This is a genomic window from Streptomyces sp. CRN 30 (assembly GCF_034105845.1).
The window spans coordinates 1-14,630 of record NZ_JAVRHI010000472.1 but is presented as its reverse complement, the minus strand read 5'-3'; the positions used below and the strand labels follow the sequence as shown (position 1 = coordinate 14,630).

At 73.2% G+C, this 14,630-nt stretch carries 16 protein-coding genes; 7 read left to right on the top strand and 9 right to left on the bottom strand.

Annotation, left to right across the window (positions count from 1 at the left end; translation table 11 throughout):
* The 5 genes from UW392_RS53410 to UW392_RS53390 all read right to left on the bottom strand — a co-directional run.
* Window positions 1-198, bottom strand: a 198-nt coding sequence (locus tag UW392_RS53410; RefSeq protein ID WP_320782708.1) for a hypothetical protein, incomplete at its 3' end; no start/stop codon positions are given.
* Between the two features lie 36 nt (window positions 199-234).
* Entirely contained in the window at window positions 235-498 is a 264-nt protein-coding gene (locus UW392_RS53405) for a zinc-ribbon domain-containing protein (RefSeq protein WP_320782707.1), read from the bottom strand.
* Between the two features lie 149 nt (window positions 499-647).
* Window positions 648-1,292 (bottom strand): hypothetical protein, encoded by a 645-nt coding sequence (locus tag UW392_RS53400; RefSeq protein ID WP_320782706.1) that lies wholly within the window; start codon window positions 1,290-1,292, stop codon window positions 648-650.
* Window positions 1,289-2,797: a HAMP domain-containing sensor histidine kinase gene (locus UW392_RS53395; protein ID WP_320782710.1), complete on the bottom strand. Its 1,509-nt coding sequence runs from the start codon at window positions 2,795-2,797 to the stop codon at window positions 1,289-1,291. Before UW392_RS53395 ends, UW392_RS53400 begins: the two co-directional genes overlap by 4 nt.
* A 50-nt stretch (window positions 2,798-2,847) precedes the next feature.
* The gene (locus UW392_RS53390) at window positions 2,848-3,537 is read right to left on the bottom strand and encodes a response regulator transcription factor (RefSeq protein WP_320782705.1); all 690 of its coding nucleotides are present in this window, start codon (window positions 3,535-3,537) and stop codon (window positions 2,848-2,850) included.
* Between the two features lie 114 nt (window positions 3,538-3,651).
* Here UW392_RS53390 and UW392_RS53385 point away from each other — a divergent pair, with 114 nt between their 5' ends.
* A complete protein-coding gene (locus UW392_RS53385) occupies window positions 3,652-4,527 on the top strand; it encodes a DUF3152 domain-containing protein (RefSeq protein WP_320782704.1) in 876 nt (291 codons plus the stop codon).
* Window positions 4,528-4,570: 43 nt separating this feature from the next.
* Here UW392_RS53385 and UW392_RS53380 read toward each other — a convergent pair whose 3' ends face one another.
* Complete coding sequence (locus UW392_RS53380; RefSeq protein ID WP_320782703.1) at window positions 4,571-4,993, bottom strand: DUF350 domain-containing protein; 423 nt, start codon at window positions 4,991-4,993, stop codon at window positions 4,571-4,573.
* A 176-nt stretch (window positions 4,994-5,169) separates the two neighbouring features.
* Here UW392_RS53380 and UW392_RS53375 point away from each other — a divergent pair, with 176 nt between their 5' ends.
* From UW392_RS53375 to UW392_RS53355, 5 genes are all read left to right on the top strand, one after another.
* Window positions 5,170-5,601 (top strand): Fur family transcriptional regulator, encoded by a 432-nt coding sequence (locus tag UW392_RS53375; RefSeq protein ID WP_320782702.1) that lies wholly within the window; start codon window positions 5,170-5,172, stop codon window positions 5,599-5,601.
* A gap of 52 nt (window positions 5,602-5,653) precedes the next feature.
* Complete coding sequence (katG, locus tag UW392_RS53370) at window positions 5,654-7,879, top strand: catalase/peroxidase HPI (RefSeq protein ID WP_320782701.1); 2,226 nt, start codon at window positions 5,654-5,656, stop codon at window positions 7,877-7,879.
* 205 nt (window positions 7,880-8,084) lie between these two features.
* The gene (locus UW392_RS53365) at window positions 8,085-8,600 is read left to right on the top strand and encodes a hypothetical protein (RefSeq protein ID WP_320782700.1); all 516 of its coding nucleotides are present in this window, start codon (window positions 8,085-8,087) and stop codon (window positions 8,598-8,600) included.
* A gap of 53 nt (window positions 8,601-8,653) precedes the next feature.
* On the top strand, window positions 8,654-9,343 hold the full coding sequence (locus UW392_RS53360) for a response regulator transcription factor (RefSeq protein WP_320782699.1): 690 nt from the start codon (window positions 8,654-8,656) through the stop codon (window positions 9,341-9,343).
* Window positions 9,340-10,635, top strand: a complete 1,296-nt coding sequence (locus tag UW392_RS53355) for a HAMP domain-containing sensor histidine kinase (RefSeq protein ID WP_320782698.1) — start codon at window positions 9,340-9,342, stop codon at window positions 10,633-10,635. Before UW392_RS53360 ends, UW392_RS53355 begins: the two co-directional genes overlap by 4 nt.
* A gap of 47 nt (window positions 10,636-10,682) precedes the next feature.
* Here the strand turns inward: UW392_RS53355 and UW392_RS53350 are convergent, their stop codons facing one another.
* The 3 genes from UW392_RS53350 to UW392_RS53340 form a co-directional block, all read right to left on the bottom strand.
* Window positions 10,683-11,546, bottom strand: coding sequence for a CAP domain-containing protein (locus UW392_RS53350; RefSeq protein WP_320782697.1), 864 nt, complete (start codon window positions 11,544-11,546; stop codon window positions 10,683-10,685).
* A gap of 212 nt (window positions 11,547-11,758) precedes the next feature.
* Window positions 11,759-12,262, bottom strand: a complete 504-nt coding sequence (locus UW392_RS53345) for a lamin tail domain-containing protein (RefSeq protein ID WP_320782696.1) — start codon at window positions 12,260-12,262, stop codon at window positions 11,759-11,761.
* A gap of 166 nt (window positions 12,263-12,428) precedes the next feature.
* A complete protein-coding gene (locus tag UW392_RS53340) occupies window positions 12,429-13,004 on the bottom strand; it encodes a TerB family tellurite resistance protein (RefSeq protein WP_320782709.1) in 576 nt (191 codons plus the stop codon).
* Window positions 13,005-13,241: 237 nt separating this feature from the next.
* Here UW392_RS53340 and UW392_RS53335 point away from each other — a divergent pair, with 237 nt between their 5' ends.
* Window positions 13,242-14,258: a sporulation protein gene (locus UW392_RS53335; protein WP_320782695.1), complete on the top strand. Its 1,017-nt coding sequence runs from the start codon at window positions 13,242-13,244 to the stop codon at window positions 14,256-14,258.
* Window positions 14,259-14,630 lie beyond the last annotated feature (372 nt).

The window sequence follows — 14,630 nt, the reverse complement described above, 5'->3', positions numbered from 1 at the left end:
GAACGGCTCCGCGGTGGGCCGGAAACCGGACCCGAGGATCAGCCCGCGCCAGGTCTCCCGCAGCCGCGCGAACTCGCCCTCGGACCCGGCGGGTCCGCCGCCCGCGCCCACCGCCGCCGCCGTCCCGGCGAACCCCAGCGCGGCGGCGGCACCGCCCGTCGCCCGGACGAAGCCCCGGCGGGAGCAGGACAGCGGCATACGGTCTCCAAGGACGTACGGGGCGTTCCGTGATCTTTACGTACGATACGGAGATTCCGCGTGCCCGGCTTCCCGGGCCTGGAGCCGTTCCGCCTCCGCCCGGTCCAGCTTCCGCTCCGCGCCGCAGAACGTGCACTGCGTCGCGTACTTCGTCGAGACGGGGAAGAGCGGGACGAAGAAGAGGGTGAACTTGGTGACGCGCTTGCGCAGCGCGTGCGCGGCGGGGTTGCCGCACGCGCCGCACACCAGCGTCAGTATCGCGAGCTGGTAGAGGTAGCCCTTGGTGCCGAAAATGATCATGCCGGTCCTTCCCCGTGGCGACCGTGGCGGTCCTGCTGACAGCGTGCCAGACACCGGGGGCGCCCTCGCGCCGTCCTCCGCCACGCCGCCGCGCTGTCGCGCCCTCGCGCTGTCGCGCCCTCGCGCTGTCGCGCCCTCGCGCCGCCGGGTCAGCGGGGCGACGCGCCGGAGGCGGCGGACGACGGGCGCGAGGCCGCGGTGGCCGCCCGCCCCGGGACGTCCGGGCAGTCGTCGCTGGAGCGGCCCGCCAGCCGGCCGTCCGGCTGTTCCACCGTCACCAGCGTCGTCCCCAGCTCCGGGTCCTGCGCGAGCCGCGCGGCGGCGGCCGTGCAGGCCAGCTGGTCGACGGCCGTCACGCTCAGCGGCTCCGCGGCGGCCGACAGGCCGATCGCCACCGTCGCCCCCTCCGTCCGCACGGCCGGCGCGGCACCCCCGCGCGGCAGCTCGGTGTCCAGGCCCCGCCGCCGTTCGGTCCTGTCGGGTCCCTCGAACAGCAAGGCCACGGCGGTCGCGGGGTCGGCCGGACCGGCCTCCGCGCGCGTGACGGCCACCAGGGTCCCGTCCTCGACGAAGTACAGCGGGACCGGGGCCACCACGGGCGGACGCGGAATCGGCGCGTCCGTCGACTCCGGTGCGGTCGTGGGGACGGCGGGCCGCACCCCGCTCGCCGGTCCCCCCGCCTCGACCACACCGGTCGCCGGGATGTCACAGGCGGCGGCGGACCACCCCAGCACCAGCAGCGGCCAGAGCAGCGCGGACCGGGCGCGCACCGGCCGTCGCGGCATCGGACTCATGACTTCCTCCCCGCCGCCGGGGCGTCGGCCCCCGGCCGCCGCAAGGGGAGGACGACCGTGAAGACGGCACCGCCGTCCGGGTGGTTGGCCGCCCGGACGGTGCCGCCGTGCAGCCGGACGTTCTCCGTGGTGATCGCCAGCCCCAGTCCGCTGCCCTCGCTGCGGGAGCGGGCGGTGTCCGACTTGTAGAAGCGGTCGAAAACGTGCGGCAGCACCGCCTCGTCGATGCCCGGCCCGGCGTCCCTGACCTCGATGACGGCCGACCGGCCCGCCGACTCCGCCGCCCCGGGCGCCCCCGGTGGCGCTTCCGTCGCCGTCAGCCGGACCCTGACGGGCGGTCCGCCGTGCCGGAGGGCGTTGGCGACCAGGTTGGCGACCACCACGTCGAGGCGGCGCGGATCGACCCGGCCGCGCACTGCGCCGGGGACGGGCAGTTCCGTCTCCACCGTGTCCTGCCAGCCCCGGGCGGCCAGCGTCCGCCGCACGGACTCGGCGAGGTCGATGTCGTCCAGGTGCAGGCCGGCCGCGCCCGCGTCGAACCGGGAGATCTCCATCAGGTCGTTCACCAGCGACGCCAGTTTCGTCGTCTCCTCGCTGATCAGCCGTACGGCCGTCGCGGTGTCGTCGTCCAGGCCCGCCGCGTCCTCGTCCAGTACGTCCGTCACCGCCGACATCGCGGCCAGCGGGGTGCGCAGCTCGTGCGAGACGTCGGCGGCGAACCGGCGCGCACCGGCCTCCATGCGCCGCAGCTCGGCCACCGACTCCTCCAGCGCGGCGGCGGTCTCGTTGAAACTGTGCGACAGCTCGGCCAGTTCGTCCGAGCCGCGCACGGCGAGCCGGGTGTCCAGCCGGCCCCGCGCGATGTCCCGGGTGGCCCGGCGCAGCTCCCGGACCGGCCGCAGCACCCCGCGCGCCGCCAGCAGCGCGAGGAGCACGGCCAGCGCGAGGGCGGGCACCGTCGCCCGCTCGACCGCGGCGACCAGGGCGTCGACGTACCCCTGCTCCTCCTGCTGCGGCACCGTCAGGTACAGCTCCAGGTCGGAGACCTTCCACCCGTCCGCGTCCGGACCGGCGTGGACGACGGGCGTGCCGACGACCAGCGAGGAACGGCCGTGCTCCGACACCCGCTGGAACACCGTGGCCGGGTGCGAGCGCACCGCCTCCCGCAGCGCCGGGGACAGCTCACCGAACGCGTCGCCCTCCGAGGAGGTCGCGCTCAGCTCCCGGTAGACAGCCAGCACCCGCCAGCCGGCCGAGCGCCCGCCGCGCGCGACGTCCGCGGCGAGCGACGCCAGGTCCGCACGCGACGGCGGGTAGGGGTAGTTGGGCGCGAGGGCGTCCACACGGTCCCGGAAGGCCTCGATCACCGTGTCCTGGCTCTGCTGGAGGACGCCGGTGCGGGCCTCGCGGAACGTCAGCGCGCCCGTCGTCACCGTCGCCGCCGCGGCCACGGCGGCGAACGCCACCACCAGCCGCACCCGCAGCCCGGTCAGCGGCCGCGGCAGCCGGAGCGAACTTCTCACCGAACTTTTCACCGAGCTGCTCACCGAACTTCTCACCGGGACGCGAAGCGGTAGCCGAAGCCGCGCACGGTGTGGACGTACCGGGGACGGTCCGAGGACTCGCCGATCTTCCCCCGCAGCCGCTTCACGCAGGCGTCCACGAGCCGCGCGTCCCCGTGGTAACTGTGCTCCCACACGGCCTCCAGGAGCTGCTGCCGGCTGAACACCTGTCCGGGGGAGGCGGACAGCGTGAGCAGCAGCCGCAGTTCGGAGGGGCCGAGGGCGACCGGCTCGCCGCGGTGGGTGACGGTCAGTCCGGCACGGTCCACGACCAGCTCCCCGTGGTGCTCGACGGCCGGTGTCCCGAACTCGGCCGGCGGTCCGCTCGCGCGCCGCAGCACGGCCCGGATACGGGCGTCCAGCACCCGAGCCCGTACGGGCTTGACCACGTAGTCGTCGGCACCGGCCTCCAGCCCCACCACCACGTCCGTGTCGTCGCCGCGCGCCGTGGCCATGATGATCGGTATCTGCTCGCGGTCGCGGATGCGGCGGCACACCTCCAGTCCGGACATGCCGGGCAGCATCAGGTCCAGCACCACGGCGTCCGGCCGGAACGCCCGTACCTGCGCCAGACCGTCCTCGCCCGTCGGCGCGGCGGCGACCTCGTGTCCCTGGCGACGCAGGGCGAGCCGCAGGCCCTCCCGTACGGCGCGGTCGTCTTCGATGATCAGGACACGTGGCATGCGGCTCAGTATGCGGGGCGGCCGGTGCGCGCCACCGTGGCGGGTGGCGGCTGTTACGAAGAGATCCCACAGCGGTCCCCGCCCCATCACACGGGCCTCACATCCTGAACGATCATGAACGCGCACCGTACGACGACCCTGCCGCCCGCCGCCGAGCCCGCCGCGCGCCACCCCCGCCGTGTCCGCCGCGCCCGCGGACGGCGGGGGAGACCCGGACGGTTCCTGGCGGGACTCGCCGTGGGCGTGGTGCTGTCGGCCGTCGGCGCCTTCGTCCTGCGGGAGCCGGACGACGGCTCCGCCGCCGGCCCGGCCCCGTCCACGAGCCGGTCCGCCGAGACCACCGACGAGGAGAAGCAGAAACAGAAACAGAAACAGAAGGAGAAGGAGAAGGAGAAGGAGAAGGAGAAGGAGAAGGTGTCGATTCCGGCCACGGGCCCGGGGACGTTCACCACCGCGGGCGGCGGCGGACAGCGCGTCGGCGGGACCGGGCGGACCCTCACCTACCGTGTCCAGGTCGAGGACGGCATCGGACGGTCGGTGGACGAGGTCGCCGCCGAGGTGGAGGAGATACTCGCCGACGAGCGCGGCTGGACCGCCGACGGGAAGGTCGGCTTCCGCCGGGTGTCCGGCGACACCTCCGACTTCCGCGTCCGGCTCGCCACCGCCGGCACGGTCGACGACATCTGCGGCCAGTACGGCCTGGACACCGGCGGCGAGGTCAACTGCAACGTCGGCCAGGACGTCATGGTCAACCTCAAGCGCTGGGAACTCGCCACCCGGTACTACGCGGACGACGTGCCCTCCTACCGGGCCCTCATCATCAACCACGAGGTCGGCCACTTCCTCGGCCACGGCCATGTGACCTGCCCCGGCGCGGGCGAACCCGCGCCGGTCATGCTGCAGCAGATCAAGGGCCTGCACGGCTGCCGGACCAACGTCTGGCCCTACGACACCGAGGGGCGGTACGTCACCGGACCCGCCGTGCCGTGACGCCCGGGGGCGGCCCGGGAGCGGCCCCGGGCGTCACGGGGGTTCAGGCGATGGACGCCGAGATGACGGCCGCCACCGCCAGGTTGCAGGAGGCCGTGACCCACACGGCCGGGTGCGGCTCCGGCTCGACCAGCGTCGCGCCCAGCCGGCCCGGCGTGATCAGGTCCACCACCCAGAACGCCACGGCCATCATCACCAGGCCCAGCAGCCCGAACACCGCCGTGGACACCAGGCCCTTGCCGAAGTCGTCGTACGTCGTCCAGATCGACGTGAACACGATCGCGCCGATGCCCAGCAGAGCCGAGCTGAGCACCGTGGCGGCATTGCGGTTGCGCTGCTCCCATATCTGCCGGCCGAGCTTCCCGGGCGTCAGCACGTCGACCAGGACGATGCCGAGGACCAGCAGGACCAGACCGAGGGCGCCGTAGGCGGAGGCCCGCCCCAGTCCGTTGACGATGTCGCTCATGAGAGTGCCGGCTCCGTGACGTGAGAGAGAGGTGAGACGGGTGGGTTCAAAGAGAAGCAAAATGTAGCGCATCAGTTCTGTTGGCTCCGAGGCCCACGGCAACCCCCCTGAAGGTCACCGAACTTGAACCGTTCGTTCTCTTTAACTGTTCAGGTCTGAGGCGTAGGTTCGTCGCCATGACCGCATCCCGGCCTCCGGCCGCCGCCGAGGAACTGCGCGGCGCCGGCCTGCGGGTGACGGCCGCACGCGTCGCGCTGCTGGAGACGGTCCGCCGCGGTGACCATCTCGGGGTCGAGGCGCTCGCCGCCGGAGTGCGCGACCGCGTCGGCCACATCTCCGTGCAGGCCGTCTACGACGCGCTGCACGCCCTCACGGCCGCCGGACTGATACGCCGGATAGAACCGGCCGGCAGCCCGGCCCGCTTCGAGGGCCGTGTCGGCGACAACCACCACCACGTGGTGTGCCGTTCCTGCGGCGCGGTCGCCGACGTGGACTGCGCGGTCGGTCACGCCCCCTGTCTGTCGGCCTCCGACACCCACGGCTTCACGGTCGACGAGGCCGAGGTCACCTACTGGGGCCTGTGCCCCGCCTGTACCCCCGACTCGTGAACACCTGAGCACGCCTCGCTGAGCCAAGAGAACCATGCCCGGAAGGACTCCCATGACCGAGAACCACGACGCGATCGTCACCGACCCGAAGGCCGAGGGCGAGGGCGGCTGCCCGGTCGCGCACGGGCGCGCCGCCCACCCGACGCAGGGCGGCGGAAACCGCCAGTGGTGGCCCGAGCGGCTCAACGTACGCATCCTCGCCAAGAACCCCCCGGTGTCCAACCCGCTCGACGCGGACTTCGACTACGCCGAGGCGTTCCAGGGCCTCGACCTGGCGGCCGTCAAACGGGACATCGCCGAGACGCTGACCACCTCGCAGGACTGGTGGCCCGCGGACTTCGGGCACTACGGCCCGTTCATCGTCCGCATGGCCTGGCACAGCGCGGGCACCTACCGGATCAGCGACGGCCGCGGCGGCGCCGGCGCCGGCCAGCAGCGCTTCGCCCCGCTCAACAGCTGGCCGGACAACGCCAACCTCGACAAGGCCCGCCGCCTGCTGTGGCCGGTGAAGAAGAAGTACGGCCAGAGCCTGTCCTGGGCCGACCTGCTGATCCTCTCCGGCAACGTCGCCCTGGAGTCGATGGGCCTGAAGACCTTCGGCTTCGCCGGCGGCCGCGAGGACGTGTGGGAGCCCGAGGAGGACGTGTACTGGGGCCCCGAGACCACCTGGCTCGGCGACGACCGCTACACCGGTGACCGCGAGCTGGAGAACCCGCTCGGCGCCGTCCAGATGGGCCTCATCTACGTCAACCCCGAGGGCCCCAACGGCACCCCGGACCCGCTCGCCGCGGCCCGCGACATCCGGGAGACCTTCGCCCGGATGGCGATGAACGACGAGGAGACCGTGGCCCTCATCGCCGGCGGCCACACCTTCGGCAAGACCCACGGCGCCGGTCCCGCGGACAGCGTCGGCGCCGACCCCGAGGCCGCCTCCCTGGAGGAGCAGGGCCTCGGCTGGCGCAACACCTACGGCACCGGCAAGGGCGCCGACACCATCACCTCCGGCCTGGAGGTCACCTGGACCACCACGCCCACCCGGTGGAGCAACGGCTTCTTCGACAACCTCTTCGGCTACGAGTGGGAGCTGACCCAGAGCCCCGCCGGCGCCCACCAGTGGAAGCCGAAGGACGGCGCCGGCGAGGGCACCGTCCCGCACGCCCACGACGCCTCCAGGCGCATCGCGCCGAACATGCTCACCACCGACCTGTCGCTGCGCCTCGACCCGATCTACGAGCCGATCTCGCGCCGCTTCCACGAGAACCCGGAGGAGTTCGCCGACGCCTTCGCCCGTGCCTGGTACAAGCTGACCCACCGCGACATGGGCCCGAAGTCGCTCCTCCTCGGCCCGGAGGTGCCCGAGGAGACGCTGCTGTGGCAGGACCCGCTGCCGGAGCGCGCGGGCGAGCCGCTCGGCGCCGGTGACATCGACGCCCTCAAGGCGAAGATCCTCGACTCGGGGCTGACCGCCGCCCAGCTGGTCTCCACCGCCTGGGCGTCGGCCTCCACCTACCGCGGCAGCGACAAGCGGGGCGGCGCGAACGGCGCCCGCATCCGCCTGGAGCCGCAGCGCACCTGGGAGGTCAACGACCCCGACCGCCTCGCCACCGTCCTCAGCGCCCTGGAGGGCATCCAGCGCGACTTCAACGAGGGCGCCACCCGCCAGGTGTCCCTGGCCGACCTGATCGTCCTCGCCGGGTCGGTGGCCGTGGAGCGGGCCGCCAAGGAGGCCGGCTTCGAGATCGAGGTGCCGTTCACCCCGGGCCGGGTGGACGCCGGTCTCGAACACACGGACGTCGAGTCGTTCGCCGCGCTGGAGCCGACCGCCGACGGGTTCCGCAACTACCTCGGCAAGGGCAACCGGCTCCCCGCCGAGTACCTGCTGCTGGACCGCGCCAACCTGCTGACCCTCAGCGCCCCGGAGCTGACGGTCCTCGTCGGCGGCCTGCGCGTGCTGGGCGCCACCCACCAGGAGTCCCGCCTCGGTGTCCTCACCGACACCCCCGGCGCCCTCACCAACGACTTCTTCGTCAACCTGCTCGACCTGGGCACGACGTGGAAGGCCACCTCGCAGGACGCCGCCCTCTTCGAGGGCCGGGACGCCGCCACCGGCGAGGTGAAGTGGTCGGGCAGCCGCGCCGACCTGGTCTTCGGCTCCAACTCCGAACTCCGGGCGCTCGCCGAGGTCTACGCGAGCGACGACGCCAAGGAGAAGTTCGTCCGTGACTTCGTCGCCGCGTGGGTCAAGGTCATGAACCTCGACCGGTTCGACCTCGTCTGATCCGACGGGTTCCAGGGGCGCCCCCGCACCGCGTGCGGGGGCGCCCCGTCACGCCGTGAGGTGCCCGACCACCAGCCGCGTCGCCCGCACCTTCTGGAAGCGGCCTGCGGCACCCCACCCTCCAGAAGGAGACTTCGCTAGAAGGAGACCTCGCTAGAAGGAGACCTCGCTCACCCGTGCCTGGTCGCGTGGCTGCGTCGTCGCCGTGATCTCCGAGCGGTGGCGGTCCGCCGAGAACGTCACCGTCAACGTCTGCGGCGCGTCCTGCCGCGTACTCACCGTGAACCCCTGGTCCGGCACCGCCGAGATCAGGCACACCCCCTGGCCGCCGAACCGCACCGTGACCTTCCCGCCCTCGGACGGCACCGTGTACACCCCGGAGCCGCCCTCGTCGCACCCCGTCGTCGTCTCCCGCTCGGCGGGCTCCGGCTGCCGGGCCGTGGCGCGGGCGGTCGGCGTCGGCGAGGCGGTCGTCGGCCGCGCGGGCACCGGCGCGGAGGCGGTCCGGGACGGGCTCGGCCCGGCCTCCTCCCGGCTCGGCGAGGCGCTGGGGGAGGACCGCGCGGAGCGGCTGGGCGAGGGGCTCGGCGAGGCGGAGGGCGGCCCCGGCGCCGACTGCGCGACCGGTGCCGTCGGCCGGGTCGAGCCCAGCACGAAGTGGATCGTGAGGATGACGGCCGTCACACTGGCCGCCGTACAGACGAGCCAGATCAGCAGGTAGCGCAGGAGACGGGACACGACACCATAGTGACCGACCGGCTAACGTGCCTGCCCATGGCCTCCGTACTTGTCGTCGAGGACGACCCCGTGATCCGGGCCGCGCTGATCGAGGTCCTGACCGGGCACGGTCATGCCGTCCGCACCGCGCACCAGGGCTTCGAGGGGCTGCGCGAGATCACCCGGAGCCCGCCGGACATCGTCGTCCTCGACCTCGGCCTGCCCGACCTCGACGGGCTGGACGTGCTGCGCATGATCCGCGGCATCTCCCGCGTCCCCGTGCTCGTCGCCACCGCCCGCGACGAGGAGACGGAGATCATCCGGCTGCTCAACGCCGGGGCCGACGACTACCTCGTCAAGCCGTTCTCGGGCGGGCAGCTCGCCGCCCGACTCGGCGCGGTGCTGCGCCGCTCCGCGCCCGCGGACGACCCGGCCGACCGGCGGCGCCCGGTGCGCGTCGCCGACCTCAGCATCGACCCGACGGCCCGCACCGCGCACCTCGCCGGACGGGAACTCGCCCTGACCAAGCGGGAGTTCGACCTGCTGGCCTATCTCGCCGCCCATGCCGACCAGGTCGTGTCGCGGCAGCGGATCCTTTCCGAGGTGTGGCAGCAGCCGTACCTGGAGGACCAGACCGTCGACGTCCACCTCTCGGCGCTGCGCCGCAAGATGGGGGAGAAGGCCCGCAAGCCCCGCCTCCTGCACACCGTCCGCGGCATCGGGATCAAACTGGTCAGCGCGCCATGAGACGGGCCCTCGCCGGTATCGCCCTGGCGGTCACCTCGATGGTGGCGCTGTCCTTCCTCGTCCCGCTCGCCCTGCTGGTGCGGGAGCAGGCCCGCGACCGGGCCACCACCGCCGCCGAGCAGCGCGCCGCGGCCCTCTCCCCGGTGCTGGCCCTCACCACCCGGCGGGCCGACGTCCAGCAGGCCGTCGCGGAGATCGGCTCCGCCGACCGGCTCGCCGTACGGCTGCCCGGCGGCGAGCTGGTCGGTGCCCCGCACGCCCCCCGGGACGCCCTGGACCGGGCCGTGCGGCGGCGCGAGACGCTCTCCGTGGACACCGCCGACGGCTGGGTCCACCTCCAGCCCGTCGTCCTCCCCGGCGACCGGGTCGCGGTGGTCGAGGCGTACGTGCCCGCCGCGGACCTGACCCGGGGCGTCGCCGCGTCCTGGGGCGTGATGGCCCTCCTGGCGCTCGGCCTGGTCGGCGGTTCGGTGCTGGTCGCGGACCGGCTCGGGGCGCATGTCGTGCGCTCCTCGCGGGGACTGAAACGGGCCTCGCTCGCCCTGGGCTCCGGCGATCTCGACGTACGGGTGGAACCGGACGGGCCGCCCGAGCTCCAGGAGGCCGGCGCGGCGTTCAACACCATGGCCGACCGGGTCGTGGACCTGCTCGCCGTCGAACGCGAACTCGTCGCCGACCTCTCGCACCGGCTGCGCACCCCGCTGACCGCGCTCTACCTGGAGGCGGACCGGATGGGGGCCACCGAGAGCGCCCGCCGGGTCACCGAGGCCGCCGTACAGCTGGAGAGCGAACTCGACTCGATCATCACCGCGGCCCGCACCCCCCTGGCCGCGGCCCGGCCCGGCACCGCCGCGCCCGCCAAGCCGTGCGACGTGAGCGAGGTGGTCGCGGCGCGGCTGGAGTTCTGGTCGGTCCTCGCGGCGCAGCAGGAACGCCCCTACGAGCGGTACCTCACCCCGCGTCCGACGCCCGTGCGGTTCGCCGAGGACGATCTCGCGGCGGTCGTCGACGCGCTGATCGGCAACGTCTTCCGGCACACCCCCGAGGGCACCGCCTTCGCCGTCCGCGTGGAGCGGGAGCGGCGGCACGTGCTGCTCACCGTGGACGACGCGGGGCCGGGGGTCTCCGATCCCGTGGCGGCGCTCACCCGGGGCGTCAGCGTGGGCGGCTCGACCGGCCTCGGCCTGGACATCGTGGCCCGCACGGCACGGGCCGCGGACGGCGACCTGACGATCGACCGGGCACCGCTGGGCGGAGCGCGGGTACGGGTGTCCCTCACGCTGGAGGGCTGACGGAACCGCTCGGCCGGCGGAAGGTTCGAGCGTTGGCCGGCGGAGGTTCAGCGGCCGGTGCCGAAGTCCTGGGTCCACCACGGGCCGCCGTCGCCCTCGTGCAGGCCGATGCCTATCTCCTTGAACGAGCAGTTCAGTATGTTCGCGCGATGGCCCTCGCTGTTCATCCACGCGTCCATCACGGCGGCGGCATCGGCCTGTCCCCGCGCTATGTTCTCGCCGAGCGCCGACCACTCGTAACCGGCGGCCTCGACGCGGGACGCCATGGTGGAGCCGTCCGGTCCGGTGTGGGACATCACGCCGCTGGCGGCCATCACGTCGCTGTAGTCGTCCGCCGCGCGGGTCAGCTTCGCGTTCTCGGTGAGCGGCGAGCAGCCGGCCGCGGACCGCTCCTCGTTGACCAGCGCGAGCACCCGCCCCTCCTGGCTGCCCGAACCGGACGAACTTCCCGATCCCGAGCCCGATCCCGAGCCCGATCCTGATCCCGAGTCGTCGCCGTCGGACGACTGGTCGCCCGCGCTCTCGGTCCGTACGGGTGCGGAGGACGTCTCCGCGACGGCCGCGGCGGTCTTCGTGGGCGTCGGCTCCTTCTTCTCCTCGGCCTTCGCCTTCGCCTTCGGTGAGGCGCTCCTGCTCGGCGAGGCGCTCACCGACGCGCTCGCACCGGTCGACGGGGACGCGGACGAGGGCGAGGGGGACGCCGTGTCCCCGCCGCCGGAGGTCTCCCCGGCGGCGCTGGTGGTGACGCGGTCCGACCGTCCGCCGTCCTCGCCGCCCACGGTCACCAGCGTGATCCCCACCCCGGCGGTGACGGTGACGGCGCCGAGCGCCAGGACGGTGCCGCGGGTGCGCCGCCCGTCGGAAGGGCGGGCGTGGGAGCGGGACGGTCGGGCGGCTCGGCGGGAACCCATGCGCGGTGCACCTCGGCTGATAGGTCGGCGGACAGGTCCCGGTGGACGCGACCGCGCCCACCGGGTCTGTGTGGGGGTAGCCGAGAGCCTAGGACGGGCCCGGCGCGGAACCCGCCCCCGCGAGGCCGTCTTCAAGAAGCCTTAAGAAAGGCACCAGAGTCCCTTGAGGTTCCAGCCCTGGGCTCCGGCCCCCCGGGCCGCCGACCGCCGGATCAGCCGTGGTACGAGATGTACCCGTTGCCGTCCTTGTCGTTGGCCTTCGCGGTGTACTTGTGCACGTCGGCCCGGCTGCCGGACGGCTTCACCAGGTAGACGGTGTCCTTGTCGTTGTTCCACATGAAGTTGCAGTTCTGCCGGTAGACGACGTTCTTGGCGTCGGAGTCCGTGCCGCGCCCGCCGCGCAGCTTCACGTAGTCGCCGGGTTCGAGCCTGTGGCTCGCCTTGAACGTGAACTTGTTCCCCGCGGCGTCCTTGACCAGGTACCCCTTCAGGTTCACGGTCTTCGTGCGCGAGTAGTTCTTGACGACGAGGTACTCGTCCTTGGTGTTGCCGCCGGAGCACTTGTTGGAGTCGCGGCCGGGAGCGTCGTACTGGATGCCCTTGACCTTCAGCGCCGAGGTGTACTCGGCGGCCTGGGCCGGCACGGCGGCGACGAGGCCGAGACCGGCGGCGGAGGCGACGGCGGCGGTGGCCGCCAGGGCAGCGCGTATGTGCATGAGGAATCCCCCCTCAGTGGTGCGAATGGAACGCACAGGAGCATACCGAAGGGTGATCGTGGTGTGACCGCAAGGTGAAGGAAATGTGTGCATGGAGGGCGGAAGGGGCGGTCGACTGCGGTGCCGGGCGGCCGTGTTCACGGCGCGCCCGGCGAACGGCGGTGGGTCAGACGGCGAACTCGGTCGGCGGCAGGCCGAGCGCGGCGCACGCCTCGCGGACCGCGTTCTGCTCGGCGGGCTCGAAGACCCCGTCCGCGCCGGCGATGATGATGCCGGTCTGGATGACGGCACGCGCCTCGGCGGGCTTCTTGGCGGCCTTGGCGATCACCTGGAGCGCCTCCGTCCGGCCCGCCTGGAAGTCCGTGAGCAGCCGGTCCACGTACTGGTTGAACCGCTGGCGGAGCTGGTCCGCGGGGAAGTTCTGCAGCACCTCGTTGGTGACGATCAGCTCCTCCACGCGCCGCCGCTCCGCCGGCTCCACCCGGCCGTCGGCCGCCGCCACCAGCGCGCACATCGCCATGCTCGCGTCCCGGTAGGCGCCGCTCTTCAGCTCCGTCTTCACCGACGCGAGCTGGGACTTGAACATGCCGATGAGCTGGGCCTTCGAACCGCCGGAACCGCCCGAGCCGCCGGAGTGGCCGGAGTGTGACCCCGGGGCGTGCCCGCCGCCGCCCGTGCTCCGGCCGCTCTGGGACTGCTGGAGATTCTTGGCCTGGTCCTTGATCTTGTCCCACATCGCCACTGCGGCCACCTTCTGCTGCTCTTCGAGGGTTCCCGGCCACGCCACTGCGTGCCCATCCCTTCAAACGCGCCCCACGGTCGCGCGGTTCCCGCCGGGCAAAGAAAGGGCAAAGCGCCCGATACGGGAGTCACCACCCGGTCGGCCCAACTCGGGTGCCGTTCAGGGGCATTCAGCCTCTACTCTTCTACATGCACGTAGAACGCGCAGTACTTGTCAGACGAAGGAGTGGACGCCACGATGGTGTTCAAACGACTGCTCGGCTCGCTCGGCGTGGGCGGACCCACGGTCGACACGGTCCTCGACCCGGGTGCGGCCCGCCCCGGCGCGGCGCTCACCGGCCGGGTCCACCTCAAGGGCGGCAGCTCGGACTTCGACATCGAGCACATCGCCCTGGAGCTGGTGGCGCGGGTCGAGGCCGAGCACGCCGAGGGCGAGAGCGAGGGCGTCCTGGCCTTCGACCGGTTCCTCGTCGGCGGCGGGTTCCGGCTCGCCGAGGGCGAGGAGCGGAGCGTGCCGTTCACGGTGACGCTGCCCTGGGAGACACCCGTCACCGAGCTGTACGGGCAGGGCCTGGGCATCGTGCTCGGCGTGCGCACCGAACTCGCCGTGGCCGGCGCCAAGGACAAGGGCGACCTGGACCAGCTCACCGTGGGTCCGCTGCCCGTCCAGGAGGCGATCCTGGAGGCGTTCGGCCAACTCGGCTTCGGCTTCCGCTCGGCGGACCTGGAGTACGGCCGGATCGGCGGCACCGGGCAGCAACTGCCCTTCTACCAGGAGATCGAACTCGTCCCGGCGCCGCAGTACGCGCACCAGGTCAACGAGGTCGAACTGACCTTCCTCGCCCACCCCGGCGGCCTGGAGATCGTCCTGGAGGCCGACAAACGCGGCGGGTTCTTCGCCGAGGGCCACGACGCGCTGACCCGCTTCACCGTCGGCCACCACGACGTCCGCGACTGGAACACCGAGGCCGACGGCTGGATCCGGACCCTCCTCGACCACCGGGCCTCCTACGGCTCGCACGCGTCGTACGGCCACCACGGCCATGAGGGCCACTACGGCGAGAAGTACGACGGCCACCACGACAGCCACCACGACGGCCACCGTTCCGGCCCCGGCATCGGCACCGCAGTCGCCGCCGGAGCGGCGGGCCTGGCCGTGGGCGTCGTCGGCGGCATGGTCGCGGCGGAAGTCATCGACGAGGTGGGCGACTTCTTCGAGGGCGACGAGGAGGAGGACGAGGGCGGCGAGGACTGACCACGGTCACGGGCACGGTCCGGTGGGTGGTTCGGCCGGGGGCGACAGCACGCCCGGAGCGGTCCTCGCCCGGCGGAAAGCCCCCCGGACCGGGCGGCGTCCGGCTGCCGGTCCCGGAAGTTCTTCCGGGCCGGGCAGCGTCAGGCCGCCGGCCCCGGTGAGTTCCCCCGGGGCCACCCCGGCGTCCGGCAGCCGCTGCCACTTCGGTGTCTCGCCGGGCGCGCCCGTTCCGTGACGTGGCTGCGGGCGTCGGGCCCGCCGTGCCGGGCGTGCCCGTCGCGCGGCTTCGGCGCCCCGCCCACCGAGCCGTGCACGCCCGCCCGACGGGCCGCCGCGACGCCCGGCCGTCGGCCGCCACCACCTCGGTGCCTC

Excerpts from the sequence above, each read along its gene's own strand:
- UW392_RS53375 (WP_320782702.1), top strand. The coding sequence starts at position 5,170 with ATGACCGCATCCCGGCCTCCGGCCGCCGCCGAGGAACTGCGCGGCGCC.
- UW392_RS53360 (WP_320782699.1), top strand. The coding sequence starts at position 8,654 with ATGGCCTCCGTACTTGTCGTCGAGGACGACCCCGTGATCCGGGCCGCG.
- UW392_RS53385 (WP_320782704.1), top strand. The coding sequence starts at position 3,652 with ATGAACGCGCACCGTACGACGACCCTGCCGCCCGCCGCCGAGCCCGCC.
- UW392_RS53345 (WP_320782696.1), bottom strand. The coding sequence starts at position 12,262 with ATGCACATACGCGCTGCCCTGGCGGCCACCGCCGCCGTCGCCTCCGCC.
- UW392_RS53350 (WP_320782697.1), bottom strand. The coding sequence starts at position 11,546 with ATGGGTTCCCGCCGAGCCGCCCGACCGTCCCGCTCCCACGCCCGCCCT.
- UW392_RS53355 (WP_320782698.1), top strand. The coding sequence starts at position 9,340 with ATGAGACGGGCCCTCGCCGGTATCGCCCTGGCGGTCACCTCGATGGTG.
- UW392_RS53400 (WP_320782706.1), bottom strand. The coding sequence starts at position 1,292 with ATGAGTCCGATGCCGCGACGGCCGGTGCGCGCCCGGTCCGCGCTGCTC.
- UW392_RS53390 (WP_320782705.1), bottom strand. The coding sequence starts at position 3,537 with ATGCCACGTGTCCTGATCATCGAAGACGACCGCGCCGTACGGGAGGGC.
- UW392_RS53335 (WP_320782695.1), top strand. The coding sequence starts at position 13,242 with ATGGTGTTCAAACGACTGCTCGGCTCGCTCGGCGTGGGCGGACCCACG.
- UW392_RS53405 (WP_320782707.1), bottom strand. The coding sequence starts at position 498 with ATGATCATTTTCGGCACCAAGGGCTACCTCTACCAGCTCGCGATACTG.
- katG (WP_320782701.1), top strand. The coding sequence starts at position 5,654 with ATGACCGAGAACCACGACGCGATCGTCACCGACCCGAAGGCCGAGGGC.
- UW392_RS53380 (WP_320782703.1), bottom strand. The coding sequence starts at position 4,993 with ATGAGCGACATCGTCAACGGACTGGGGCGGGCCTCCGCCTACGGCGCC.